Genomic DNA, 26,147 nt, shown 5'->3' with positions numbered 1-26,147 from the left:
TAATGAAAACTGAATAATAATGAGCGAAACATTCACGTTTGGAGAATGGCTGTGGACCTGGTGCAACTGGAGATCTTCAAGGCTGTGGCAGAGCAGGGCAGCATCAGCGCCGCCGCGCAGCACATCCATCGGGTGCCGTCGAACCTGACCACGCGCATCAAGCAACTGGAGGAGGACCTGGGTGTAGAGCTGTTCATTCGCGAGAAGAGCCGCCTGCGCCTGTCGCCTGCGGGTTGGAACTTCCTCGAATACACCCGGCGCATCCTCGACCTGGTCCATGAGGCGCGGCTGACCGTGGCGGGTGAAGACCCGCAGGGCACCTTTGCCCTCGGATCGCTGGAAAGCACGGCGGCGGTGCGCATCCCGGCGCTGCTGGCCGCCTACAACCAGCGCTACCCCAAGGTTGACCTTGACCTGTCCACCGGGCCCTCCGGGACCATGCTCGAAGGCGTGTTGTCTGGCCGCCTGGTGGCCGCGTTCGTCGACGGCCCGGTGCTGCACCCGACGCTGGAGGGCATACCGGTGTTCGAGGAAGAGATGATGGTCATTGCGCCGCTCAACCATACACCGGTGACCCGCGCGCAGGACGTGAACGGTGAAAGCATCTACGCCTTCCGCGCCAACTGTTCATACCGCCATCACTTCGAAAACTGGTTCGTGCAGGACCAGGCGGTACCGGGCAAGATTTACGAAATGGAGTCGTACCACGGCATGTTGGCCTGCGTCAGTGCGGGTGCCGGCCTGGCCATGCTGCCGCGCAGCATGCTCGACAATATGCCCGGGTGCAGCACCGTCAGCGCCTGGCCAATGTCGGAGGACTTCCGCTATCTGAAAACCTGGCTGGTATGGCGACGAGGTACGGTCTCGCGCAGTTTGAGCATGTTCGTGAAGTTGCTTGAAGAAGGCCGCGCAAGCTGATGTTTTCACTCGATAACCTGATTATCTGAAGTGAATTTCACCGCCATGACCAGGCATCAGCACGAACACCCTTTCGCTGGGAGGATCAGATAATAGGTAAGCCATCCTCGAAAGGAGGGTCGTACCATGCGTAACCATCACTATGCGCTCGGCGCTGCCTTGCTGATCACCCTGGCCCTGCCATGGACCCTGGCCGCCGCTGCCGACCTCAATGCCCCCATCGACATGCAGGCCGTGCAGTTGCAACCGCAGGAGCAGAATGGCGTGCGCTACCTGCAGGGCGGTATCGGCCAGGACGAGGCCAATGCCCTGCGCAAGACCACGGGTTATGACCTGCACGTAGAGCTTTCGACCGGCCCGGAAGGCAAGTTCCAGAGCGGGGCTACCGTCGATATCCAGAATGCCCAGGGCCAGCCCGTACTCAGTGTCAGCGATGCCGGGCCGCTGCTGTATGTGCAATTGCCTCCCGGCAAATACAAGGTCATTGGCAATGCCCAAGGCCAGGCAGTGCAGCAGTGGGCGACCGTCACGGGCAAGGCGCCCACGACCGTTAACCTTAACTGGCGTTGATGAAAAGTCGGGCAGGAGTACGCCTGTGCTCCTGCCTGGGGTCAGGTCACGCCTCGCGAATTCCTGTGCCCGGCAGGCACATCTTTACCAAGTGATTTAGCCAATAGTGGCAATACACTTCCAACTTTCTGATTATCTGGACAATAATCAGAAAAGTATTACTTCGTATGACCGGTCTGGATGCACCGGTCAGCGCAAAACATCGAGGGGCCCAAGCCCCCGCTTGCCGTGTAGACCATCAGGAGAGTCGTTGATGAAAACCCGTCTAGCAGCTTCGCTGGCCGTAGCAGTGCTGGCCTTTGCCGGGGCCGATCTGGTCCAGGCTGCGCAGATATCAGGTGCCGTGGGTGCCACCGGCCAAGGTGACATGACTTACCGTATCGGCATGTCGTTCGACTGGGACAAGAAATGGCTGGAAAGCAGCACCGGCCATGTGAGCGGTTACTGGGATGCGGCCTACACCTATTGGGAAGGTGGCGATGCCAGTGGTGCGCATTCGCTGTCGTTCAGCCCGGTGTTCACGTATGAGTTCAGCGGCTTTACCTACACGCCTTACATCGAGGCAGGTATTGGCCTGGCAGCGTTTTCAAAGACCGACGTGGGCGACCAGCGACTGGGGTCGGCGGTCAACTTTGAAGACCGTATCGGCTTTGGCCTGAAGTTGCCGGGAGAACAGAAGGTAGGCATCCGTGCCATGCACTACTCCAACGCCGGGATAAAGCAGCCAAACGACGGCATAGAGTCGTACTCGCTGTTCTACAGCACAGCGTTCTGACATTACGGGGCCACTGCGCGGCCCCGGCAATTCAGAAGGTATAGGAAACGCCGGCCTGCACCGTGCGCGGTGCGCCGGGGTATACATAGCTGTTGAACGCGCCCTCGTCATACCCCTTGTTGAACACGTTTTTCACGTCCAGATTCAACCGCACGTGTTCGTTGACCTTGTAGAAGCTCAACAGGTCGACCACGCTGTAGCGCTCCATCGTGTAGGTGGCCGTCGATGTCTGCCCGGCACGGTCGTCTACATACTTAACGCCTACGCCCAGGCCAAGGCCTTTGGCCAGGCCATCCTGGAACTCGTAGGTGTTCAGCAGGCTGAAGGTGTTGCGCGGGATATTGGCCAGGTGCGTTCCCTTGGGCAGGGTGGTGTCCTTGGTGACTTCGGCGTCGACGTAGGCATAGCCACCGATCATGCGCCATTCGGGGGTGAGGTTGCCGGCGACGTTGATGTCCAGGCCACGGCTGCGCACTTCGCCGGCGGCAATGCTGTAGGTATTGGTCGAGTCGTTCGGGTCGCGAGTCAGGACGTTTTCCTTGGTGATCTGATAGATCGCTGCGTCGACGCTCAGCTGCCGGTCCAACGCTTCCCATTTCACACCCAGCTCGTACGACTTGCCCTTTTCCGGGTCGAAGCCACCGCCGCTGGCAGGCGTGCCTGTGTTGGGCTTGAACGAGCGCGCAGTATTGGCATAGACCGCCACGGTGTCAGTCAGGTCGTAGATCAGGCCAAAGCGTGGCGTGACGCCGTTTTCGCCCTTGCTGAAGTCCCGATTGGCAGGTCGCTTATCGTCGTAATCGTGCTCGAAGCGCTCGAAGCGTACACCAGCCAACGCCTTCAGACGCTCGGTCAGCGCCACCTGATCCTGGATGAAGAAGGCCCAGGTCTGCAGGTTCTCACTGTCCCAGGTCGTTGGGACCGCAGCCAGCGCCGGTCTCGGTTGGCCGAGTACCGGGTCGTAGATGTCGATCGGGTAGGACGCGCTGGAACGTCGGATGATGGAGCTGTAGTGATAGTTCTCGTACTCGATGCCTGTCAGCAGGGTGTGGCTGAGCGTACCGGTATCGAAATGCCCGGTCAGGTTCAATTGCCAGTCACGGTCGGTCCATTCCAGCTTGCGGTAGTTGAAGTTCCGCTGCAGGGTGCGGCCGTCTGCCAGTAAATTGCTCCCCTCGACCGCATTACCCTTGAGCGAGCCATCGAGGTACTGGAATCCACCGCCCAGCGTCCAGTTGTCGTTGAGCAGGTGCTCGAAGCGCACCTGGACCATGTTGTTGTCGTTGTGCAGCAGGTTGTCGCTGCCTTTCTCCCAGATGTAGGTATCGCGCGAGGCGCTGCCAGTCTGGGTGGGGTAGCGGGTCAGGCCGCGATCGAGGGGGTGGTTGTTGCGCATGAAGTCGCCTTCGAAGGTGATCTTCGTGGCGTCGTTGACCTGCCAGCTGATAACAGGGGCGACATCGTAGCGTTCGCTTTCGACATCGTCGCGGAAGCTGTCGCCGCCTTCACCCAGTACGTTCAGGCGGTAGGCCAGCGAGCCGTCCTGGCTCAGCGGCCCGGTGGCATCGAGGGTGGCACGGTGCATGCCCTGGTCGTCGAACTGGCTGCCAAGGGTGACCTTGGACTCCGGCAACGGCTGCTTGCTGACCACGTTGAACGTACCGCCGGGGTCGCCACGGCCGTACAGGCTGCTGGCCGGGCCACGGATGACCTCCAGTCGTTCGACGGTGTTGGCATCCGGGGCGTTGGGGTAGCCGCGGTTGATCGGAAAGCCGTTGCGATAGAACTCGCCGGTCGTGAAGCCACGCACAGTGAAGGTTGTCAGGCCCTGGCCACCGAAGTTGTTGGCGCGGCCGACACCACCGGCGTAGTCCAGGCCTTCCTGCAGGCGCGTGGCGCCCGTGTCTACCAGCACATCGTTGGGCACCACGCTGACCGATTGCGGGGTTTCGTGCAGCGCCGTGTCGGTGCGGGTGGCACTGGCCGAGCGGGTGGCCTTGTAGCCTTCGACCGGGCCGTCGGCGCGTTCGCTGTCGGCAGTACTGGTGATGCTCAGGGCCTGGAGTTCGATCTGGTTAGGGTCGCTGAGCGTTTCAGGCTCGGCAAAGGCCAGCGGGGAGACAGCATGAAGCACACAAAGCGAAACGAACGTGCGGCGCATCGACGGTACGGTCCTTGAATAGGGCGCTAAGGGCTGGGTCGGGAAATGCCGCGAACATACTACGAATCATTATCAAATGCATTAATTTTGAGTGGCACTGGTGCACCAGAAACCAAGAAAGATGAAGCGTCAGTGACAACAGTGCCTGCAGGCACTGCGAAGGGGCCGACAGGTTAGAAACTGCTCTGTGGCTGGAAGTGCCTCTTCGCAGTACAAGGTTATTCCTGCCTGGCCCCTGGGCAGCCTGCTGAAGCTCAGCGAACAGCCTTGATCGCCAACACATTGCACAGCGGGTGTTCCAGCACATGCGCCGTTGTCCCGCCGAGGAATGTCTGCATGGCGTCATGCCGGTGGCTGCCCATGACGATCACGTCCACCCGGTTGTGGCCGACGAACTGGGCAATGGCCCTGATCGCGGCCCCTTCGAGGAAGTGCCGGCGCTCCAGCGGGATCTGGTGATGGTCGCCCAGGCGGTTGAACGCAGCCCGCTGCGCGGTTCGCACACTGCTGTCGAAGCCGGGCATGGTGACCGTACCGGCGCCGAAGTCGGCGATGTGGGTCTTGGCCGCGTCGCACACATGCAGCAGGTGCAGTTCGGCGTTGCACTGCAGGGCCAGGTCATGGGCGCAGTGGATGACCTGCTCGTCCAGGTGCTCGCCAGCGCCATGGCTGTTCAGGTCCACCGTGGCGGCGATCTGCCGTGGCAGGGGCAGGCGAATGTCGCTGACCAGATGCACGGCGACCGGGCTGTCCTTGAGCAACTGCCAGTCCAGCGGCGTGACCAGCAGGCGTTTGAGTACGGGCTCGTGCTGTACGTCCTTGACCAACAGATCGCAGCCCAGCCGTTCGACCCGTTCCAGTACGCTGCCCAGCGGGTCGCGGGTCAACAACAGCTCGGTGGATACGTCCACACCGGCATCGCTCAGCTGTTCGGCCTCATCCGCCAGCCATTGGCGGTTGTCGCTGAGCAGCCGTTCACGCTCACGACCATCGCTCATCAAGCCAAAGGTGTCGACGTCGTCGACGAACACATTGATATCCAGCAGGGCACCGCTGGACTCTGCCAACGCCGCCGCGCGTTGCAGCGCAGGCGTATGACGCATTTGCGGGCCGAGCATGACGAACAGACGTTTGAACTGGCTCATCGCACACCTCCACGTGTGGCAGCCCCCCGGTGACCTGATCATGTTCAGTCTAGACTGCCGCAGCGTACAGCGGGGCGATGTGTCGGGTATGATGCGTGCCCCATCATTGTCACGAGGCCCGTCCCATGTCCCTGAGTGCTGAACAGATCGTTGAGTATCGCGCCTTTGCCGAGCAATTGGCCGATGCTGCCGCTGCAGCGATCGCGCCATACTTCCGCGCCAGCCTGGATGTCGAGGACAAGGGCGGGCGTCTGTACGACCCGGTGACCGTGGCCGACAAGGCCGCTGAAGACGCCATGCGTGAGTTGATCCAGGCGCGTTACCCCGAGCACGGCATTCTTGGCGAAGAAGCCGGCATTGCAGTGGGCAGCAGCCCGTTGACCTGGGTGCTGGACCCGATCGATGGCACCCGCGCCTTCATTACCGGCTTGCCATTGTGGGGCACCTTGATTGCCCTGAATGACGGTGCCCGCCCCGTGCTGGGGGTGATGAACCAGCCGTTCACCGGCGAACGTTTCGTGGGTACCCCGGCAGGCGCCTGGCGCAGTGGCACGCCCCTGAAGACGCGTGCCTGCGCCGACCTGTCTGCCGCCACACTGATGTGCACCACGCCGGACATGTTCGACACCGCCGAGCGCAAGGCGGCATTCGAAGCGGTCGCCGGCAAGGCGCGGTTGATGCGTTATGGCGGTGATTGCTATGCCTACTGCATGCTGGCCTCGGGCTTTGTCGACGTGATCGTCGAAGCGAGCCTTCAGCCGTATGACGTACAGGCGCTGATGCCGATCATCGAAGGGGCGGGTGGCGTGATCACGGCGTGGGATGGCAGTTCGGCGCAGGATGGCGGGTGTGTGGTGGCCTGTGGTGACCCTGTGCTGCATGCGCAGGTGCTGGAGATGTTGCGCCACGCCATGTGATCCGGGTTCTTCGCTCCTGGCCTCTTCGCGGGCGAGTCCCTTCTTGTGGGAGCGGGTTACCCGCGAAGAGGCCGCCACAGGTTTGCATTCTCTCCAGCCACCGCACTTTTTCCCATTTTCGGGCTCTATGCTTGGCCAGGCCGCGCTGACTCCCGGCGCAGCCGCCCAATATCGACCCGGTGCCGATGGTTGCAAGCTACGCGAATTTCCTCCCCCGCCTGCTACTGACAGGTGCCCTGGCATGCCTGTGCGCCTGTACGCAGCAGCAGGGCCGTGACATGGTCAACCAGCTCGGCAACGGCAAACCCAGCGAGCTGTTCCAGACCAGCGTCGACCGCCTGGCCACGCTGTCGATGCGCGACAACCTGCAAAGCCTGTACCTGCTGATGAACAAGCTGTACCTGCGCAACCCCAGCCAGTGGAAGATGTCTGGCTACCTTGACGCCGCCACTGCCGAGCGACAGATCCGCATCGCCATCGAACAGCGCCGGCCGCTGCCGCAACTGGGCAACCGCCGTGACCTGGCGGCATTGAGCTACGCCCTTAGCCCGGAGTTTCGCGGGGATCGGGTCGGCGCCTTCATCTACGCCATCGGCAGCATGCTGATCACCGCGCATGGCGGGCGTACCGAGTTCTACATGACCGATACCATCGACCCCCTGTTCGTCAACAACGCCGCGCGCAATATCGAGAAGGCAACATGGATGCTCAGCCAGCGGCAAGATGCCAATGGGGTGTTGCTGCTGTTCTCGAACGAAATCTCGGAGGAGGGCAGCAACCTGAGTTTTGCCGTTGAGTTCGGCAAGATCGTCGCGCGGCTGGACTTGTTGGCCGAGTTGCTGGATGAACGTTATCGGCGCATAGGCTTGAATTACGCGCAGAGCCTGTTGCTGATGAACTTCCTGCCGGTGCAGTAAGAGGCCTCTGCCGCACGCCCTTTGCGAAATGCCCATACATGAATGAGGATTGAGTTGATGAGTGTTCATGAGCGAATCAACGTTTCGTCGGGCTGCAACTGGCATTTTTGCCAGTTGCAGCGAGTGTATGACAGCCTAGAATTCAAGGGAAATGGTGTTCTCTAAGGTCATTAATCGTGAAACGTTCGCAAGCGTACACGCCCTACGGCGCTATTTGGGGTGATGGCCATTGCTCCGTGTTGAAGTACAATGGTGATCATTTAGACGATCTCGTTAACGGGTATCATTTAGGGGTAGGTAAACGATTGTATCTGCCAGCTTTGATGCGCTTCGCATCGCCCGATGCCTTGAGCCCGTTTTTGAAAGGTGGTATCAACAGCTATTCTTACTGCGCCGGAGATCCTGTAAATTACTCAGACCCTACAGGGCAGGCCCCAGAGTCGCCGAAGCTAGTAAGAAAATCATCACAGACAGCCCCGTCGAAACCCTCATCTGGCTCATCCAGTAATGTTCCCGTCAAGAAACCAGAGCAGCAAAAGATCACGTTCAAACTGGAGGATCGTGCATTAAACAACAAATATTTAATAATGAGGGATAAAAAGATACCGCCGCAGGATATAATTCAGTCCAGCCCTGAGTTAAGGCCTTTTGTAGAACGTAATTCGAAGTTGACTGTGCTTGCTCGCTTGAGGGGGTCGCCTTCATCTAGCAGAAATATATTACCGGAGGATCTGGAAGTGCTTGATTTTATCAAGCGTGTTGTCGCCCCTCCTGTCGACGGGGGTGGTGTAGATGATTATTTGTTTGCTGCTTATGCTAGTAATATTGCCTCTGGCAGCGCTAGAATTCCTGAGTTGATGAAAGTTACTGCTTGGATTAGGGCTGAACGTGAAATGTTTGGTGGATAGTAATTTTCGGAAATTTGCGGCGACAGGTTTCGCATCAATCTCGAGCAACCTTATTTTCGCCGCTTGGGAGCTAAGCATTTGAAGTGTCCAACTTTCTACGTAAAGGGGCGTATTAGCTGTTAGGCCATAATTAGTGGACCGCTTCCTATATACTGCACGACCGAGACAAGAGCATCCCTGTCAATGAGGGGCGTATGTTGTGCGGATGGTCGGCACTATCACCCGCCATGAGAAGTGCAAGCGAGTTTGTCCAATGGTCTGCACCTGGTGTTAGAGCTGATATGCGCCAAATTTACCCGATCGGCATTGACGAGATTATTGAACACGCCAGCCCGTACCGCCGGCACCTGGAGCGCTTGGTCCGCCCCTATGTGCAGGCCCCGCAAGTACCGGAAGATACTGTTCGATAAACGAACACACATGACTCCGCAGCTGTCCGCTATCCGCCCAGCCAATCCCATCGTTGCATTGCCCAACCCCCGCCTTTTTGCTGTAGTGTCCCCTATCCGCCGGCTGTCGCCTGCCCCTGCGACGCGCTGCCAGCCCGATAGAATGACCGTGATGACCGCAACCACAGCCCACAAGGCGGTAGGGCGCGGCGACCAGAACAATAACGATACCGAGTGCCTTGCCTATGGAAAGCCGCCTGCTGAGCGAGCGCAGTAGCGTGTTTCACCACGCCGACCCTTACGCTGTGTCCGATTATGTGAACCAGCATGTAGGCCAGCATTGCATCGGTCTGTCCCGCACCACCCACCCCCAGGCCAGCCTCAGCCATCGCAAGTTCGCCGAGCTCGACCTGTGCCGTATCAGCTATGGCGGCAGTGTTCGCGTGACGTCGCCCGCGCTGGAAACCATCTACCACCTGCAAGTCTTGCTCAATGGCAACTGCCTGTGGCGCGGACATAAGCGCGAGCAGCACCTGGTGCCGGGCGAATTGCTGCTGATCAACCCGGACGACCCGGTTGACCTGACTTACTCGGAAGACTGCGAGAAGTTCATCCTCAAGGTGCCGACCCGGCTGCTGGACTCGATCTGCGATGAACAGCGCTGGCAGCGGCCTGATGGGGGCGTGCGGTTCTTGCGCAATCATTACCGGCTGGATGAGCTGGATGGCTTCGTGAACCTGCTGGCCATGGTTTGTCATGAGGCGGAAGTGAGCGATTCGCTGCCCAGGGTGCAGGGCCATTACAGCCAGATTGTCGCCAGCAAGCTGCTGACTCTGATGAGCACCAATATCCGCCGCGAGAGCCTGAGTGCCCCGCAGGCTGGGCTAGAGCGCATTCTTGATTACATCGAACGCAACCTGAAATTGGAATTGTCGGCTGAAGTGCTGGCAGAGCAGGCTTGCATGAGTTTGCGTTCGCTGTATGCGTTGTTCGACCAGCACTTGGGCATCACGCCCAAGCATTACGTGCGCCAGCGGAAACTGGAACGGGTGCATGCCTGCCTGAGCGACCCTACTTGTGGCGTGCGCAGTGTGACGGAATTGGCCCTGGATTACGGTTTCCTTCATCTGGGGCGGTTTTCCGAGATTTATCGGCAGCAGTTTGGCGAGTTGCCTTCACAGACATTCAAGCGGCGCGCGTGACGGCGTTTGGCTTGTAGACCTGGCATTTATGCCAGTTGCGAGCGCTTTGCTGTTAAACCACCATTAGTTCTATGCCGGACGAATGGTCACAGCCATGCAGCAGTCGCAGAAACAAATTTATTTCTACGCTCCCGAAGGACTTTCGCTGGTCAAATATGTTGGCGCAGAAGCTTCGGCTTTGGTGCGCGCAGCAGGCCGGACGCTGGCGCAGCGTGATGATGTCCAGGCAGCGCTTTACGCAGCGGATCTACAAGGCTCGGTTCAGGGATGCATTGGGCGAAATGCAACGAACCTGATGCACTACACGGCGTATGGCTGGGACAGCCAAAATACTGATGCATCAGCGTTGTTGCGATTCACCGGCCAGCGGAAAGACACTCTCACGGGGCACTATTTGCTGGGCGATGGATATCGCGCATTCAGCCCGGTGCTGATGCGGTTCAATGCGCCAGACAGCTTGAGCCCGTTCGGTGATGGGGGGGCCAATGCGTATTGTTATTGCAAGGGTGATCCAGTGAACAAAGTGGATCCGAGTGGTCACGTTCCAACTGGTCACGTTGACTATCCGCCCAGCAGCTTCATTGCGGGCGGTTTATTTACCAAGCGATGGGGACTCCGCTCGGCGGCATCATATCAGTGGGGTCAAAAAGCTCCGGCCTTGAAAACCCTCGGTGTGCAGAAGGCAGTGGATGAATTCGACAGTACCCTCCCAGCCAGGATAAAACACGCCAAAAGAAACCAATCGTGGCACCCAAATGACGTACAGCGACTAAAGCGAGCTGCTGGCTGGTTCCAAAGCAGAGCGAATCGTTTTAACCTGGCTGTAAAGCACTTTGAGAAGGAACGTCTCCCGGTGGATGCCCAAGCAGCCCGGGAGACATTGCAGGAGGTGTTAAGTATCAAACAATGGGTTGATCGACACCTGGTAGCTGCAAAAGGATTTTTAGAAAAGCGTGAGTTGTTCGAAGCATTGCCATTTTCTGAAGTTACCGAAAAAGTACCGAACATCCGTAAATCTGGATAACGTTCTGCACAATCCGGATAGCCCCCCGCCAGCCGTCTCCCTAACCTGACCAGGTCTAAACAATAACAAGGGAGACCCTGGCCATGTCCCTGGGATTCGACTACCTCAATGCCATGCTCGAGGACGACCGTGAAAAGGGCATCTACCGCTGCAAGCGGGAGATGTTCACCGACCCACGGCTGTTCGACCTGGAGATGAAACACATCTTCGAGGGCAACTGGATCTACCTGGCCCACGAAAGCCAGATCCCCGAGAAGAATGACTTCCTCACCCTGACCATGGGGCGCCAGCCGATTTTCATCGCGCGCAACAAGGACGGTGAGCTCAATGCCTTCCTCAACGCCTGCAGCCACCGCGGTGCCATGCTGTGCCGGCACAAGCGCGGCAACCGTTCCAGCTATACCTGCCCGTTCCACGGCTGGACGTTCAACAACAGCGGCAAACTGCTGAAAGTGAAAGACCCCAGCAACGCCGGCTACCCCGACAGCTTCAACTGCGACGGCTCCCACGACCTGACCAAGGTGGCACGCTTCGAGTCGTACCGGGGCTTCTTGTTCGGCAGCCTGAACGCCGATGTGAAGCCGCTGGTCGAGCACCTGGGCGAGTCGGCGAAGATCATCGACATGATCGTCGATCAGTCGCCTGAAGGCCTGGAAGTGCTGCGCGGTGCCAGCTCGTACATCTACGAAGGCAACTGGAAGCTCACCGCCGAAAACGGCGCTGACGGCTACCACGTAAGCTCCGTGCACTGGAACTACGCCGCCACCCAGAACCAGCGCAAGCAGCGCGAGGCGGGTGACGAGATCAAGACCATGAGTGCTGGCGCCTGGGCCAAGCAGGGCGGCGGTTTCTATTCCTTCGACCACGGCCACCTGCTGCTGTGGACCCGTTGGGCCAACCCGGAAGACCGCCCGGCCTATGAGCGCCGCGACCAACTGGCCGCCGATTTCGGCCAGGCACGTGCCGACTGGATGATCGAAAACTCGCGCAACCTGTGCCTGTACCCCAACGTGTACCTGATGGACCAGTTCAGCTCGCAGATCCGCGTTGCCCGGCCGATTTCGGTGAACAAGACCGAAATCACCATCTACTGCATCGCGCCGAAAGGCGAGAGCGCCGATGCTCGTGCCAAGCGTATTCGCCAGTACGAAGACTTCTTCAACGTCAGCGGCATGGCCACCCCGGACGACCTGGAAGAATTCCGCTCGTGCCAGACCGGCTATGGCGGCGGCACTGGCTGGAACGACATGTCCCGTGGCGCGAAACACTGGGTCGAAGGCGCCGATGAGGCGGCCAAGGAGATTGAACTCGAACCCCTGCTGTCGGGCGTGCGCACCGAGGACGAAGGCCTGTTCGTGCTGCAGCACAAGTACTGGCAGGACACCATGATCCAGGCCCTCAAGGACGAACAGCAGCTGATCCCCGTGGAGGCCGTGCAATGAGCCTGTATGACACCGTGCGCGACTTCCTGTACCGCGAAGCGCGCTACCTGGACGATGCCCAGTGGGACCAGTGGCTGGAACTGTACGCCAACGATGCCAGCTTCTGGATGCCGAGCTGGGACGATGACGACACCCTCACCGAAGACCCACAAAGCGAAATCTCGCTGATCTGGTACGGCAACCGTGGCGGCCTGGAAGACCGTGTGTTCCGCATCAAGACCGAGCGCTCCAGTGCGACCGTGCCCGACACCCGCACCTCGCACAACATCAGCAACATCGAGATCGTCGAGCAGGGCGAGGACAACTGCCAGGTGCGCTTCAACTGGCACACCCTGAGCTTCCGCTACAAGACCACCGACAGTTACTTCGGCACCAGCTTCTACACCCTCGACCTGCGCGGCGAGCAGCCGCTGATCAAGGCCAAGAAGGTGGTGCTGAAGAACGACTACGTCCGCCAGGTCATCGACATCTACCACATCTGATACAGGGTTTTTCGAGCATTGCCCGGTGCGTCTTGTGACGCGCCGTGGCCTGGCTCGCCCGCGAGGTGCAACATGAGCTACCAGATCGCACTGAATTTCGAAGACGGGGTTACCCGTTTCATTGAGGCCACCGGTCAGGAAACCGTGGCCGACGCCGCTTACCGCCAAGGCATGAACATTCCGCTGGACTGCCGCGACGGCGCTTGCGGGACCTGCAAGTGCAAGGCTGAGTCCGGTCGTTATGACCTTGGCGACAACTTCATCGAAGACGCCTTGAGCGAAGACGAAATCGCCGAAGGTTACGTGCTGACGTGCCAGATGCGCGCCGAAAGCGACTGCGTCATCCGCATCCCGGCTTCGTCGCAGCTGTGCAAGACCGAGCAGGCCACTTTCGAGGCCGCCATCAGCGATGTGCGCCAACTGTCGGTCAGCACCATTGCCCTGTCGATCAAGGGTGAGGCCCTGAGCCGTCTGGCCTTCCTCCCGGGGCAGTACGTCAACCTGAAGGTTCCGGGTAGCGAGCAGAGCCGGGCCTACTCGTTCAGCTCGCTGCAGAAGGACGGCGAAGTCAGCTTCCTGATCCGCAACGTACCGGGTGGGCTGATGAGCAGCTTCCTGACCAACCTTGCCAAAGCTGGCGACAGCCTGAGCCTGGCCGGGCCGTTGGGCAGCTTCTACCTGCGGCCGATCCAGCGCCCGCTGTTGCTGCTGGCCGGTGGTACCGGGCTGGCACCGTTCACCGCGATGCTGGAGAAGATCGCCGAGCAGGGCAGCGAGCACCCGCTGCACCTGATCTACGGCGTGACCAACGACTTTGATCTGGTCGAACTCGACCGCCTGCAAGCGCTGGCGGCACGTATCCCCAACTTCACCTACAGCGCCTGCGTCGCCAACCCGGACAGCCAGTACCCGCAGAAGGGCTATGTCACCCAGCACATCGAGCCACGCCACCTCAATGACGGCGATGTGGATGTGTACCTGTGCGGCCCGCCACCCATGGTGGAAGCGGTCAGCCAGTACGTGCGTGAGCAGGGCATTACCCCGGCCAACTTCTACTACGAGAAGTTTGCGGCTGCGGCCTGACGCTCCCTGATTCAAAGCAATACGCCGACCCTGTGGGAGCGGGCGAGCCCGCTCCCACAGTGATCGCGCAGCCTTTCAGGCTTTGAGCAAGAGAGTTGCTGCCACAGGGTCTCTCGCGAACTGGAGATTTACATATGAACAACAGATTCCAAGGCAAGGTTGCCCTGGTCACCGGTGCCGCCCAAGGCATCGGCCGGGGCGTGTGCTGGCGGCTGAAGGCTGAAGGCGCGCAAGTGGTGGCGGTAGACCGTTCCGAGCTGGTCCACGAACTGGCTGGCGAGGGCATGCTCACCCTCACCGCCGACCTGGAACAACACGCCGATTGCGCCCGGGTCATGGCCAGCGCGGTGGAAACCCATGGCCGCCTGGACATCCTGGTCAACAACGTGGGCGGCACCATCTGGGCCAAGCCCTTCGAGCACTACGAAGTCGAGCAGATCGAGGCCGAGGTGCGCCGCTCGCTGTTCCCCACCCTGTGGTGCTGCCACGCCGCGCTGCCGTACATGCTCGAGCGTGGCAGTGGCGCCATCGTCAATGTCTCGTCCATCGCTACCCGCGGCGTCAACCGTGTGCCTTACGGCGCAGCCAAGGGTGGCGTCAACGCGCTCACTGCCTGCCTGGCCTTCGAAACCGCCGGCCGGGGCATCCGCGTCAACGCCACTGCGCCCGGCGGCACCGAAGCACCGCCCCGGCGCGTACCGCGCAACAGTGCAGAGCAAACCGAGCAGGAAAAGCGCTGGTACCAGCAGATCGTCGACCAGACCCTCGACAGCAGCCTGATGCACCGCTACGGCAGCATCGACGAGCAGGTGGGGGCCATTCTGTTCCTCGCGTCCGACGAAGCCTCGTACATCACCGGCGTGACCCTGCCGGTAGGGGGCGGCGACCTGGGCTGAACCGCAACCTCAAGGCAAAAGCTTTCTTCCACAAAAAAAACAAGAGCGACAGATGCCATGCGAACCCTTGATGTACACCCGATCATCGACAATGCGCGCTTTACCCCGTTTCACTGGATGGTCATGGCCTGGTGCGGCCTGCTGCTGATTTTCGACGGCTATGACCTGTTCATCTACGGTGTGGTACTGCCGGTCATCATGAAAGAGTGGGGCCTGACCCCGTTGCAGGCTGGTGCACTGGGCAGCTATGCGCTGTTCGGCATGATGTTCGGCGCCCTGGCCTTCGGCAGCCTGGCCGACCGCATCGGGCGCAAGAAGGGCATTGCCATCTGTTTCGCCTTGTTCTCGGGGGCGACCATCCTCAATGGCTTTGCCAGCAACCCGAGCGAGTTTGGCATCTACCGCTTCATCGCCGGCCTGGGCTGTGGCGGCCTGATGCCCAACGCCGTGGCACTGATGAACGAATACGCACCCAAGCGCCTGCGCAGCACGCTGGTGGCGATCATGTTCAGTGGTTATTCGCTGGGCGGCATGCTGTCGGCAGGTGTCGGCATCTTCATGCTGCCGCGTTTTGGCTGGGAGTCGATGTTCTTCGCCGCAGCGGTGCCACTGCTGCTGTTACCGGTGATTCTCTACTACCTGCCTGAATCCATCGGCTTCCTGGTACGCCAAGGCCGTATCGAGGAAGCACGCACATTGCTCAAACGGCTGGACCCGGACTGCGATGTCCAGGCCGATGATGTGCTTCAGGCGGCCGACCGCAAAGGCAGCGGCGCTTCGGTGCTGGAACTGTTCCGCAATGGCCTGGCGATTCGCACCCTGGCGCTGTGGGTTGCGTTCTTCTGCTGCCTGCTGATGGTCTACGCCCTGAGCTCCTGGCTGCCAAAGCTGATGGCCAACGCCGGCTACAGCCTGGGCTCAAGCCTGTCATTCCTGCTGGCACTGAACTTTGGCGGCATGGCCGGGGCGATCCTCGGCGGCTGGCTGGGTGACCGCTACAACCTGGTCAAGGTGAAGGTGGCGTTCTTCATTGCCGCCGCACTGTCGATCAGCCTGCTGGGGGTAAACAGCCCGATGCCGGTGCTGTACCTGCTGATCTTCATTGCCGGCGCCACCACCATTGGTACACAGATTCTGCTGTACGCCGGCGCTGCACAGATGTACGGCCTGTCGGTGCGCTCTACCGGCCTGGGCTGGGCCTCGGGCATCGGCCGTAATGGCGCCATCGTCGGCCCGCTGCTGGGCGGTGCGCTGATGGGCATCAACCTGCCACTGCAACTCAATTTCATCGCCTTTGCCATCCCTGGCGCCATCGCTGCGCTGGCCATGGCCGTGCACCTGGCCAGTGGTCGGCGCCACGCCCAGACCCTGGCGGCGCAGGCCTGAACCGAACAGAACAAGACGAGGTAACCCCCATGACCGTGAACATTTCCCATACTGCCGAGGTACAGCAGTTCTTCGAGCAGGCCGCAGGCTTTTGTAATGCGGCCGGCAACCCACGCCTCAAACGCATCGTGCAGCGCCTGCTGCAGGATACCGCGCGGCTGATCGAAGACCTGGACATCAGCGAAGACGAGTTCTGGCACGCCGTCGATTACCTCAACCGCCTGGGCGGTCGCGGCGAAGCCGGGTTGCTGGTGGCGGGGCTGGGCATCGAACACTTCCTCGACCTGCTGCAGGATGCCAAGGACCAGGAGGCAGGGCGCGTTGGCGGCACCCCACGCACCATCGAAGGCCCGTTGTACGTGGCTGGCGCACCGATTGCCCAAGGTGAAGTGCGCATGGACGACGGCAGCGAGGAGGGCGTGGCCACGGTGATGTTCCTGGAAGGCCAGGTGCTGGACCCGCACGGACGCCCGCTGCCGGGTGCCACGGTCGACCTGTGGCATGCCAATACCCGTGGTACCTACTCGTTCTTCGACCAAAGCCAGTCGGCGTACAACCTGCGTCGGCGCATCGTTACCGATGCCCAGGGGCGCTACCGCGCGCGCTCCATCGTGCCATCGGGCTATGGCTGCGACCCGCAGGGGCCAACCCAGGAATGCCTGGACCTGCTGGGCCGTCATGGCCAGCGCCCGGCGCACGTGCACTTCTTTATCTCGGCCCCAGGGTACCGGCACCTGACCACGCAGATAAACCTGTCGGGGGACAAGTACCTGTGGGATGACTTTGCCTATGCCACACGGGATGGGCTGGTCGGGGAGGTGGTGTTCGTCGAAGGGCCGGATGGTCGGCATGCCGAGCTGAAGTTCGACTTCCAGTTGCAGCAGGCCCAGGGCGGTGCCGATGAGCAGCGCAGCGGGCGGCCGCGAGCTTTGCAGGAGGCCTGATCCACCGAGTGGGCTGTTTCGCGGGCATGCCCGCTCCCACAGGTGAAGCCTGTGCAGTCGTTGTTGGAGCGGGCATGCCCGCGAAGCAGCCAACACCCAAACAAGAGCCCGCCACAAAGGCCGGCCGCTGCCTTGCGAGAAGCTTCATGAAAACGCTGATCAAGGACTGCTCTGTGTCGGCCATCGTCGCCGGCAGCATTGCCACGACGATCTCCTACGCCGGCCCGTTGGTGATCATTTTCCACGCCGCCGAAGCGGCCGGCCTGTCGCACCAGCAGTTGTCATCCTGGGTCTGGGCCGTGTCCATGGGCAGTGCGTTGCTCGGTGCGCTGCTCAGCCTGCGCTACCGCGTGCCGGTAGTAATCGCCTGGTCCATCCCAGGGTCGGCCCTGTTGGTCACCGCCTTGCCGCAACTGGGCCTGGAGCAGGCCGTGGGCGCCTACCTGGTGGCCAACCTGGTCCTGCTGCTGATCGGCATCAGCGGGGCCTTCGACCGCATCATCGCGCGACTGCCGGGGTCTATCGCTGCCGGTATGCAGGCCGGGATCCTGTTCAGCTTTGGCATCGAGGTGTTCCGCGCCTTGCCGGTGCAACCGCTGCTGGTACTGGCGATGTTCGTCACCTACGTGCTGATGCGTCGGGTGCAGCCGCGCTATGCAGTGGCTGCGGTACTGGGCGTGGGCATGCTGGTGACCGTGGCCAGCGGTACGTTGCGCAGCGAGGCACTGGTGCTGGAACTGGCCTCACCCCAGTGGATCACCCCCCAGTTCAGCCTGTCGGCGGTATTCAGCCTGGCGCTGCCGATGGTGCTGGTGGCGCTGACCGGGCAATTCATGCCGGGTATGGCGGTACTGCGCAACGCTGGCTACCCCACGCCGGCCAGCCCGCTGATCAGCGCCAGTGCCCTGATCGGAGTGCTACTGGCGCCGTTCGGTTGCCACGGGCTGAACCTGGCGGCGGTTACCGCCAGCCTGTGCACCGGCCATGAAGCCCATGAAAACCCGCAACGGCGCTATGTAGCGGCGGTGGCTGGCAGTGTGTTGTACCTGCTACTGGGCATTGCCGGGGCCACCTTGATGTCGCTGTTCGCCGCCTTTCCCGCCGTACTGATCGCTGCCCTGGCCGGCTTGGCCCTGTATGGCGCCATCAGCGAAGCCCTGGTCCGCAGCCTGGCAGAACCGGCCGAGCGCGACGCCGGGCTGTTCACCTTCCTGGTCACCGCTTCGGGGGTGGCTTTCCTGGGCCTGTCGGCAGCGTTCTGGGGGTTGCTGTTCGGCCTGCTGGCGCACGCGCTGCTGAGGCTGCGCCAGCCACGTGCCCGGGAGGTGCTGCGCCGTACCCCATGAACTGCCGTGTTCCCAACGCTTTACCCATAAAAACAAGATCAAGAGAGCTTCGGAATGAACCACACCCCTTGCGTTGCCCTGGGCCTGACACTGCTCAGCCAGCCACTGCTGGCTGCCGAAGGCGGCTTCTTCGAGGACTCGAAGGCCACCCTGAGTGCCCGTAACTACTACTTCAGCCGCGATTTTTCCGACATTGTCGGGGCCAACAAACAGTCCAAGGCCGAGGAGTGGGCCCAGGGTTTCATCCTCGACTTCAAAAGTGGCTACACCCCGGGCCCGGTCGGTTTTGGCGTGGACGCTCTGGGCTTGCTGGGCATCAAGCTGGACAGCAGTCCAGACCGCACCAACACCGGCCTGTTGCCGGTGCATGGCGACGGCCGCGCTGCCGACGAGTACAGCCGCCTGGCGCCGACCTTCAAGGCGCGGTTATCAAAAACCGAACTGCGTGCAGGTGAACTGCAACCGAACCTGCCGGTGCTGACCTTCAGTGATATTCGCCTGTTGCCACCCACCTATCAGGGCGTGAGTTTGAGCTCGTCGGAAATCGACGGGCTGACTATGCAGGCCGGGCACTTGAAAAGCACCCACCTGCGTAACGAAGGTGGCGATGGCAAGATGAACGCGATGCTCGGCCATGTGCCGATGCGACAGGCCGAAAGCGACGCGTTCAACTATGTGGGTGGGGACTATGCGTTCAATGCCAACCAAAGCAGCGTCAGCCTTTGGTACGGTCAGCTGGAGGACATCTACCAACAAGGCTTTGTTGGCCTGAAGCACAGCAAACCCGTCGGCGACTGGGTACTCAGTGCCAACCTGGGTTATTTCACCGCGCGTGAGCAAGGCGATGCGCTGCTGGGCAACATCGACAACCAGGCGTTCTTCTCGCTGTTCACTGCCCGGCATGGCGGGCACAGCTTCCATGCCGGCTACCAGGGCATTTATGGCGATAGCCCGTTCCCACGGGTATTTGCCAACATCTCGCCGTTGGGCAACGAGGTGCCGACCTATGAGTTTGCCTACACCGACGAACGCTCGTACCAGGTACGTTACGACTACAACTTCGCCGCCATGGGCGTGCCGGGCCTGACAGCGACCGTGCGCTACATAACCGGTAACAATGTCGATACCGGGCTGGGTTACGAGGGGCGTGATCGAGAGCGTGATCTGGATATCGGCTATGCGGTGCAGAGCGGGGCACTGAAAGGGTTGGGGATACGGGTGAGGAACGCCATGGCGCGCTCCAACTACCGCAGTGATATCGACGAGAACCGCCTGACGCTGGTGTACACCTGGCAGCTGTTCTGAGCCATCCAGGAGAATTGCGCATCGGGGGTGTATGGGGGTAGCGTGCGGAAACGACTCTTTCAGGAATCCCCACCTTGGACTCCATCACCCAAGCCGTACTTGGCGCGGCGCTGCAAGGGACCGTGCTCGGGCGCATCCAGGGCCGACGCTCGCTGCTGTATGGTGCAGCACTGGGCACGCTGCCGGACCTGGATGTGATCATTCGCTATGCCGACCCGGTGTCGCAGATGACTTATCATCGCGGCTTCTCCCACTCGTTGTTCGTGCTCACCGGCCTGGCCTTGCTGTTGGCCTGGCTGGTCAACAGGCGCTGGCCCGGCAAAGGGTATACCTTGCCCAGGCTTTTTTTGGCGTTCTGGCTGGTATTGGTAACCCATCCGGTGCTCGACGCCTTCACGGTTTACGGCACGCAGTTGTTCTGGCCTTTGCACACCACCCCGGAAAGCTGGGCGGCGGTGTTCATTATCGACCCGGTCTACACCGTGCCGCTGCTGGCTGCGGTGGTCTTCACCCTCATGAAGGGCGTGACCCGCAGGGCTACCCGCCTGCTGACCATGGCCCTGGTGTTCAGTACCTGCTACCTGGGTTTCGGCCTGGCGGGGCGCATGGCTGCCGAACAGCGCTTCCAGTCGGCACTGGACCAGCAAGGTGTCGTCGTGAGCGAGGTACGTGCCGTGCCGATGGCATTCAACAGCCTGGTCTGGCGGGTGCTGGCCAAGACCCCGAATGGCGATTACTACGAAGGCATCAGCAGCGTGCTCGACCAGCAACCACCCGAAATGCAACGCTTGTCGCGCAACCTGGAACTGGCGCAAGCACTGAACGATGACCCGTTGCACCAGCGCTTGCGCTGGTTCACCGATGACTGGCTGCGTTATGACCAGATTGGCGACGCACTGGTGGTCACCGACCTGCGCATGGGGATCCCGGGGAATTACACCTTTCGCTTCAACATGGCTCAGCGCGATCATCAAGGGCAGTGGATGGTCGGTGTGCCTTCGGCGTGGCGAGGCAGCGGGCCTGGCTCGCTGTTCAACGCTCAAGAGCTGATGCTTATCTGGCGACGCATTGTCGACCAGCAGCCGCCATTGCCGCTGGCGAACTGGACAGATCGCTACCTTGGGCAAACGGAAGCTGCAAGGCAGCCCCAATAGATCAGGAACCTTGCATTGCCTGAAATTGCACCCATCTATGGCGGTTCGATCAGCGTCAGGAAAACACCATGGAACCCAACCGCTTCGGCGACATCGCCGCCTTCGTCAGCGCCGCGAAGGCCGGCAGCTTCACCGCTGCTGCTGCCAGCCTGGGCCTGACGCGTTCGGCGGTGGGCAAGAGCATCGCCCGCCTGGAAGCCCGCATGGCGGTGCGTCTGCTCAACCGCACTACGCGCAAGCTGAGCCTGACGGATGAAGGCCTGGTGGCGTTCGAGCGCTGGCGGCAGATTCTGGATGACCTGGACGAGGTCGAAAGCACCATGGCCCTGCGCCGGGGCAAGCCCACTGGCACCCTGCGCCTGACCGCGCCGTTGTCGCTCGGGCAGCGCCATGTCCTGCCGGTCCTCGACCAGTACCTCAAGCAATGGCCCGAACTGCGGGCGGATATCCGCTTCACCGACCGTTTCGTTGATCTGGTCGAAGAGGGCGTGGACGTCGCCGTGCGCATCGGTGCCCCCAAGGAAGATTCGCAATTGCTGACGCGCACCGTCGCCTGGCAGCAGTTCGTGACCTGTGCATCGCCTGCGTACCTGGAAAAGCGTGGTGTACCGCAGATTCCCGGCGACCTCTATGGCCACGACAAGATCACCTTCCTGGCGGGCGAGAAGGCCATGCCCTGGCGCTTTCACACAGAAGCGGGGCTGCACCTGTGCGAAGATCCCGGGCGGCTGAACATCGACAGTTCCGAGGCCATGCTTGACGGCGCCCGGGCCGGTTTCGGCCTGATTCACCTGCCTACCTATATCACCGGTGACGACCTGCGCGCTGGCAATCTGGTGGAAGTACTGCACGCCTACCGCCCCCCGGCAGATCCCATTCGCATCGTCTACCCAAGCAAGCGCCACCTGTCCCCTCGGGTACGCGGCTTCATCGACTTGTTGGTGGCCACCTGGGAGCCAGGCGTGCCTTGGGAATACTGATTGGGGAATGCCAGGCCCCTATGCCGGGCCTGAAATTGGGTTTATCGCTGGCGGCGCAGCATGGAAACTGGCAGCCACTGATAATCCCTCTGGAGACCCCATGACTGCACTGTCCGTACTGGATCTGGTCATGATCGGCGAAGGCAAGACCTTCGCCGACGCGATCGAAGAATCCCGCCAGCTGGCGCGGCATGTCGAGCAACAGCACTACAGCCGCTACTGGATCGCCGAGCACCATGACATGCCGGGCATTGGCTCGGCTGCCACGTCGCTGGTGATCAACGAAATCGCCAACGCCACCCGACACATTCGTGTGGGTGCTGGCGGTATCATGCTGCCCAACCATGCGCCGTTGGTGGTGGCCGAACAGTTTGGCACCCTCGATACATTGCACCCAGGTCGTATCGACCTGGGCCTGGGCCGTGCGCCAGGCACGTCCGGGCCGACCGTTCGGGCATTGCGCGGCGCCGCGCCAGAGCGGGATTTCGGCCAGGACATCGCCGAGCTGCGTGATTACCTGGCCGACAACGGCAAACGCCGGGTGCGCGGCGTACCGGGTGCGCACGATGTGCCGGTGTGGATCCTCGGTTCCAGCCTGTTCGGTGCTGACCTGGCGGCGAAGCTGGGCCTGCCTTATGCCTTCGCCTCGCACTTTGCCCCGCGTTACCTGCTGCAGGCCATTGCCCATTACCGCGCCAACTTCCAGCCTTCCGCGCAACTGGCCAAACCCTATGTGATGGTTGGCATGAACCTGTTCGCCGCTGCCAGCGATGCTGAGGCGGACTACCTGGCCAGCTCCCACCGCAAGTGGATGCTGGACCTGCATGTCGGGCGCTTTGGCTTGCTGCCCAAGCCGCAAGAGGGTTACCTCGAACGCTTGCCGGACCACGAGCGCGCCGTGCTCGATCAGGTGATGGCCTGCTCCGTAGCCGGAGGGCCCGAACGGGTGAGGGAAGGGCTGCGCTCGCTGATCGAGCAGACCGGGGCGGACGAGCTGATGATCGACTGCCGCATCCATGACCCGCTGGCGCGGCAGCGGTCACATGCCTATGCCGCGCAGGCGCTGGCTGAACTGGGCTGACACGATCGAGTAGGAGGCGGATTCACACCCGCCGTCCTCTCACACCACCGTGCGTACGGTTCCGTACACGGCGGTTCAGGTTACGCGGCTAAGCCGGTTAATCGTATCCAGTATCGAGACCAGCCCGAGCCGGTCCCACAGTTTCTTTGGCAGCGCGTAGTTCATATGTTGCGCTCCCGAATTCCACCATGGACCTCGGCCATTGAAGGCTGACTTGTTGGCACGCTCCTCGCTCAACCCCAGGCGCATCAAGTTTCTCAGCCTCGTGGGAGGCTGCTTCCATTGACGCCAGATGACGCAGCGGAGTTTGTGCCTGACCCAACCATCCAGTTCCTCAAGCGGCCGCTTGCTCTGGCTGAGCTTGAAGTAGCTAGCCCAGCCTCTCAGGACGGGGTTGATCCGCTCGATGACAGTCGCCATTTTGCGAGCCCGTACGCTGCGCAGCAGCATTCTGAGCCGGTCGCGTAAGCGGTCTAGGCTCATCCTTGCCACGCGCAGCCTTGGCTGCTGGTGCCAGCTCATCCCATAGCCTAGGTAGTCGCACTTCCACGCCCTTGCCACTTGGCTTTTCTTCCTGTTCACCGTCAGCTTCAGACGTTCTCTCAGGAAGCGCTCGACGCTGACCAACACCCGTTCGCCGGCCCGGGGACTGCGTACATAGATGTTCGCATCATCGGCATAACGTACGAAGCGATGGCCCCGCCGCTCCAGCTCGCGGTCGAGTTCGTCGAGCAGGATATTCGACAGCAACGGCGAAAGCGGGCCGCCTTGCGGCGTCCCCTCCTGCCGTGGGCTGACGACACCGCCCGACATGATCCCGGCTTCAAGGTAGCGGCGAATAAGCCTGAGTACGCACTTGTCTTTGATCCGACGTTCGATGCAGGCCATGAGGATGTCGTGATTGACCCGATCGAAAAACTTCTCCAGATCGAGTTCCACGCACCAGCGGTGTCCCGCTGTCACATGAGCACGGGCCATCTCGATGGCTTGATGCGTACTTCTGCCCGGACGAAAACCATAGCTGTAGTCCGAGAACAGTGGGTCGAAGATAGGTGTGAGCTGCTGCTGCAGTGCTTGCTGGATCAGGCGATCCACGACGCTGGGGATACCCAGTTGCCGTGTGCCGCCCTGCGGCTTGGGAATTTCAACCGCTCGCACTGCTTGGGGATGGTATTCACCGGCCAGCAACCTGGCCTTGAGGGTTGGCCAATACTGTTTCACGTAGCCCGCCAAGTCAGCGACCGTCATGCCATCGGCACCCGGAGCCCCCTTGTTGCTAACCACGCGTTGATACGCACGCCTGAGGTTGGCCGGTGCAAGCACCCGCTCCATCAGCGTGTCCGGCTCCGCGTTCGTCCACGTCGCTGACGCCGCCGGCACCTTTGCACTGTCAGGCATCACCCTCGGCTTCTGGCCGGGATTCGGGATGACAGTTTCCGCTGTGGGAAATTTCTGCATTACGGTTACCAACGAGACGGCGACGCCTACTGGCGGCATAACCTGTTCGGCCCTTGGTGGCGCGGTTAACCGCCACTTACTACGGCTTCGGCTGACTTCTGCACGCTCATCCCGTCGCCTTTCGACGCGCGGTAGCACAATGGCAAACGTACAGATCTCCCAGGGTAATTCGCGCGACCTTCCTGCTTATGCCTGTCGGATCTACGTCACAGCGTTCCGTGCAAGTATTGGGCTTTGGCGATTTGTGCCACCTCACCCCGCTGTGCCGCCTCTATCCGCTTCCTGTTCGTCAGGCCAGCATTTTGCCTCGGGCTTCCTTCAGATTCGCGGTCACCCGCGACACCCTTGCCTCCGGCTAACACTTCCCCTTGCCGGGTGTGTAGAGGACTTTCACCTCCAAGTCACCCACTTGGCCACCACAACCAAGCGGGTTGCGCTTACGCGCAACGCGCCATGCCTGGCGCACACAAAAAACGGGCGCCTGCAAGAGCGCCCGTTTTTGCATCAAGCCTGCTTCAGGAACGGATAATCCGTATACCCTTCAGGCCCATTGGCGTAATCGAACTTCGCCCGGTGCTCATTCAGCGGCGCTTGCAGCCGCAGACGCTCCACCAGGTCAGGGTTGGCAATGTAGGCGCGCCCGAACGCCACGGCATCGATCAAACCCCGCCCGATGAGGTCTTCGCCTTTCTCGGCGGTATAGGCACCGGCCGCGATGATCACCCCGGGGTAGGCGGCGCGAATGGCCTGGCGGAACTCGTCACGCAGTGGCTTGCCACCGGCCCAGTCCGGCTCGGACAGGTGCAGGTAGGCGAGGTTGCGCTTGGCCAGTTCGCGGATCAGGTACAGGCCGGCGGCCTCCTGGTCTTCGCCATTGTCCACACCATTGAAACCACCCAACGGGAACACGCGAATACCGACCCGGTCGGCGCTCCAGTTGGCAATGGCCGCATCCACCGCCTCCAGCACAATGCGCGCACGGTTTTCAACGCTGCCGCCGTAGCGGTCTTCGCGCTGGTTGGCACTGGGGGTGAGGAACTGGTGCAGCAGGTAACCGTGGGCGGCGTGCAACTCGATGAAGTCGAAGCCGGCTTCACAGGCATTGATCGCGGCCTGGCCAAAGTCGGCGACGATGCCAGCGATCTCCGCTTCGCTGAGCGCCCGGGGGGCGGAGGTTTCCACGCGTGTCAGGTTGCCTTGCGCGTCACGCAGGGTGGTGCGTGCATCTGCCGGCAGTGCCGAAGGGGCCACGGGTGCCTTGCCGCCAGGTTGCAGGGAGGTATGCGACACACGCCCGGTGTGCCACACCTGCACGGCGCTGTGGCCGCCCTCGGCATGGATGCCTTCGTTGATGTGCTTCCAGGCAGCGATCTGTTCGGCGCTGTGAATGCCGGGCGAGCCCGAATAGCCCTTGGCCTGGAAGGAGATTTGTGTGGCTTCAGTGATGATCAGGCCAGCACTGGCACGCTGACGGTAGTACTCGGCCATCAGCGCGGTGGGTACATCACCCGGCTCCAGGCTGCGCAGGCGGGTGAGGGGGGCCATGAATACGCGGTTGGGCAGGGTGAGTGGGCCGATTTGCAGCGGTTGCAAGAGTTTCATTGCAGCTCCAGAGGTGGAAAACCAATGGTGCGCACGATACCGGGGTGATTGGGGAAAGGGGG

General features: G+C 61.3%; 23 protein-coding genes. 19 read left to right on the top strand and 4 right to left on the bottom strand.

The genetic code is table 11. The features are described 5' to 3' along the window. Positions 1 to 51: 51 nt before the first annotated feature. The 3 genes from ptrR to LU682_RS14760 all read left to right on the top strand — a co-directional run bounded on the left by ptrR (position 52) and on the right by LU682_RS14760 (position 2,263). Positions 52 to 918, top strand: a complete 867-nt coding sequence (ptrR, locus tag LU682_RS14770; protein WP_060489576.1) for a putrescine utilization regulator PtrR — start codon at positions 52 to 54, stop codon at positions 916 to 918. 126 nt (positions 919 to 1,044) lie between these two features. After that, positions 1,045 to 1,488 (top strand): hypothetical protein, encoded by a 444-nt coding sequence (locus LU682_RS14765; protein ID WP_010954041.1) that lies wholly within the window; start codon positions 1,045 to 1,047, stop codon positions 1,486 to 1,488. Positions 1,489 to 1,741: 253 nt separating this feature from the next. After that, on the top strand, positions 1,742 to 2,263 hold the full coding sequence (locus tag LU682_RS14760; protein ID WP_020193020.1) for an acyloxyacyl hydrolase: 522 nt from the start codon (positions 1,742 to 1,744) through the stop codon (positions 2,261 to 2,263). A gap of 31 nt (positions 2,264 to 2,294) precedes the next feature. Here LU682_RS14760 and LU682_RS14755 read toward each other — a convergent pair whose 3' ends face one another. After that, a complete protein-coding gene (locus tag LU682_RS14755; RefSeq protein WP_232857473.1) occupies positions 2,295 to 4,424 on the bottom strand; it encodes a TonB-dependent siderophore receptor in 2,130 nt (709 codons plus the stop codon). A 254-nt stretch (positions 4,425 to 4,678) separates the two neighbouring features. After that, positions 4,679 to 5,569 (bottom strand): universal stress protein, encoded by an 891-nt coding sequence (locus LU682_RS14750; protein WP_010954044.1) that lies wholly within the window; start codon positions 5,567 to 5,569, stop codon positions 4,679 to 4,681. Positions 5,570 to 5,694: 125 nt separating this feature from the next. On the opposite strand from LU682_RS14750, the gene hisN reads away from it, so the two are divergent. The 16 genes from hisN to LU682_RS14670 all read left to right on the top strand — a co-directional run bounded on the left by hisN (position 5,695) and on the right by LU682_RS14670 (position 23,025). Next, a complete protein-coding gene (hisN, locus tag LU682_RS14745) occupies positions 5,695 to 6,486 on the top strand; it encodes a histidinol-phosphatase (protein ID WP_010954045.1) in 792 nt (263 codons plus the stop codon). A gap of 185 nt (positions 6,487 to 6,671) precedes the next feature. Further along, positions 6,672 to 7,403: a hypothetical protein gene (locus LU682_RS14740; protein ID WP_019751653.1), complete on the top strand. Its 732-nt coding sequence runs from the start codon at positions 6,672 to 6,674 to the stop codon at positions 7,401 to 7,403. A gap of 176 nt (positions 7,404 to 7,579) precedes the next feature. Then, positions 7,580 to 8,311 carry an RHS repeat-associated core domain-containing protein gene (locus tag LU682_RS14735; RefSeq protein ID WP_232857471.1) on the top strand — a complete coding sequence of 244 codons (732 nt, stop codon included), beginning with the start codon at positions 7,580 to 7,582 and terminating at the stop codon, positions 8,309 to 8,311. A 634-nt stretch (positions 8,312 to 8,945) separates the two neighbouring features. Beyond that, positions 8,946 to 9,902, top strand: a complete 957-nt coding sequence (gene benR / locus LU682_RS14730; protein ID WP_010954047.1) for a benABC operon transcriptional activator BenR — start codon at positions 8,946 to 8,948, stop codon at positions 9,900 to 9,902. Between the two features lie 94 nt (positions 9,903 to 9,996). Next, on the top strand, positions 9,997 to 10,926 hold the full coding sequence (locus LU682_RS14725; protein ID WP_110771845.1) for an RHS repeat-associated core domain-containing protein: 930 nt from the start codon (positions 9,997 to 9,999) through the stop codon (positions 10,924 to 10,926). An 83-nt stretch (positions 10,927 to 11,009) separates the two neighbouring features. Next, complete coding sequence (gene benA / locus LU682_RS14720; RefSeq protein ID WP_004374325.1) at positions 11,010 to 12,368, top strand: benzoate 1,2-dioxygenase large subunit; 1,359 nt, start codon at positions 11,010 to 11,012, stop codon at positions 12,366 to 12,368. After that, positions 12,365 to 12,850: a benzoate 1,2-dioxygenase small subunit gene (benB, locus tag LU682_RS14715; protein ID WP_232914922.1), complete on the top strand. Its 486-nt coding sequence runs from the start codon at positions 12,365 to 12,367 to the stop codon at positions 12,848 to 12,850. The genes benA and benB overlap by 4 nt, the downstream gene beginning before the upstream one ends. Positions 12,851 to 12,922: 72 nt before the next feature. Further along, positions 12,923 to 13,933 (top strand): benzoate 1,2-dioxygenase electron transfer component BenC, encoded by a 1,011-nt coding sequence (gene benC, locus LU682_RS14710; protein ID WP_010954050.1) that lies wholly within the window; start codon positions 12,923 to 12,925, stop codon positions 13,931 to 13,933. Positions 13,934 to 14,067: 134 nt separating this feature from the next. Next, the gene (locus LU682_RS14705) at positions 14,068 to 14,829 is read left to right on the top strand and encodes a 1,6-dihydroxycyclohexa-2,4-diene-1-carboxylate dehydrogenase (protein WP_010954051.1); all 762 of its coding nucleotides are present in this window, start codon (positions 14,068 to 14,070) and stop codon (positions 14,827 to 14,829) included. A 57-nt stretch (positions 14,830 to 14,886) separates the two neighbouring features. Then, positions 14,887 to 16,215 carry an MFS transporter gene (locus tag LU682_RS14700; RefSeq protein WP_010954052.1) on the top strand — a complete coding sequence of 443 codons (1,329 nt, stop codon included), beginning with the start codon at positions 14,887 to 14,889 and terminating at the stop codon, positions 16,213 to 16,215. 29 nt (positions 16,216 to 16,244) lie between these two features. Next, the gene (catA, locus tag LU682_RS14695; RefSeq protein ID WP_010954053.1) at positions 16,245 to 17,159 is read left to right on the top strand and encodes a catechol 1,2-dioxygenase; all 915 of its coding nucleotides are present in this window, start codon (positions 16,245 to 16,247) and stop codon (positions 17,157 to 17,159) included. Positions 17,160 to 17,305: 146 nt separating this feature from the next. Next, positions 17,306 to 18,505 (top strand): benzoate/H(+) symporter BenE family transporter, encoded by a 1,200-nt coding sequence (locus LU682_RS14690; RefSeq protein ID WP_049587802.1) that lies wholly within the window; start codon positions 17,306 to 17,308, stop codon positions 18,503 to 18,505. Positions 18,506 to 18,559: 54 nt separating this feature from the next. Then, positions 18,560 to 19,810: an OprD family porin gene (locus LU682_RS14685; RefSeq protein ID WP_010954055.1), complete on the top strand. Its 1,251-nt coding sequence runs from the start codon at positions 18,560 to 18,562 to the stop codon at positions 19,808 to 19,810. A gap of 74 nt (positions 19,811 to 19,884) precedes the next feature. Continuing rightward, positions 19,885 to 20,964, top strand: coding sequence for a metal-dependent hydrolase (locus LU682_RS14680; RefSeq protein WP_010954056.1), 1,080 nt, complete (start codon positions 19,885 to 19,887; stop codon positions 20,962 to 20,964). 68 nt (positions 20,965 to 21,032) lie between these two features. Continuing rightward, positions 21,033 to 21,944: a LysR family transcriptional regulator gene (locus tag LU682_RS14675; protein ID WP_010954057.1), complete on the top strand. Its 912-nt coding sequence runs from the start codon at positions 21,033 to 21,035 to the stop codon at positions 21,942 to 21,944. Between the two features lie 100 nt (positions 21,945 to 22,044). Beyond that, a complete protein-coding gene (locus LU682_RS14670) occupies positions 22,045 to 23,025 on the top strand; it encodes an LLM class flavin-dependent oxidoreductase (RefSeq protein ID WP_060489574.1) in 981 nt (326 codons plus the stop codon). Between the two features lie 75 nt (positions 23,026 to 23,100). Here LU682_RS14670 and ltrA read toward each other — a convergent pair whose 3' ends face one another. Then, positions 23,101 to 24,522 (bottom strand): group II intron reverse transcriptase/maturase, encoded by a 1,422-nt coding sequence (ltrA, locus tag LU682_RS14665; protein WP_010952877.1) that lies wholly within the window; start codon positions 24,520 to 24,522, stop codon positions 23,101 to 23,103. A 465-nt stretch (positions 24,523 to 24,987) separates the two neighbouring features. Then, a complete protein-coding gene (locus LU682_RS14660) occupies positions 24,988 to 26,085 on the bottom strand; it encodes an alkene reductase (RefSeq protein ID WP_010954059.1) in 1,098 nt (365 codons plus the stop codon). Positions 26,086 to 26,147: the final 62 nt, after the last annotated feature.

Origin of the sequence: Pseudomonas alloputida (assembly GCF_021283545.2) — a bacterium.
Lineage (GTDB): Bacteria > Pseudomonadota > Gammaproteobacteria > Pseudomonadales > Pseudomonadaceae > Aquipseudomonas > Aquipseudomonas alloputida.
Note: the sequence above shows the minus strand (reverse complement) of the source record. Positions and strands in the feature narration are given on the sequence as shown.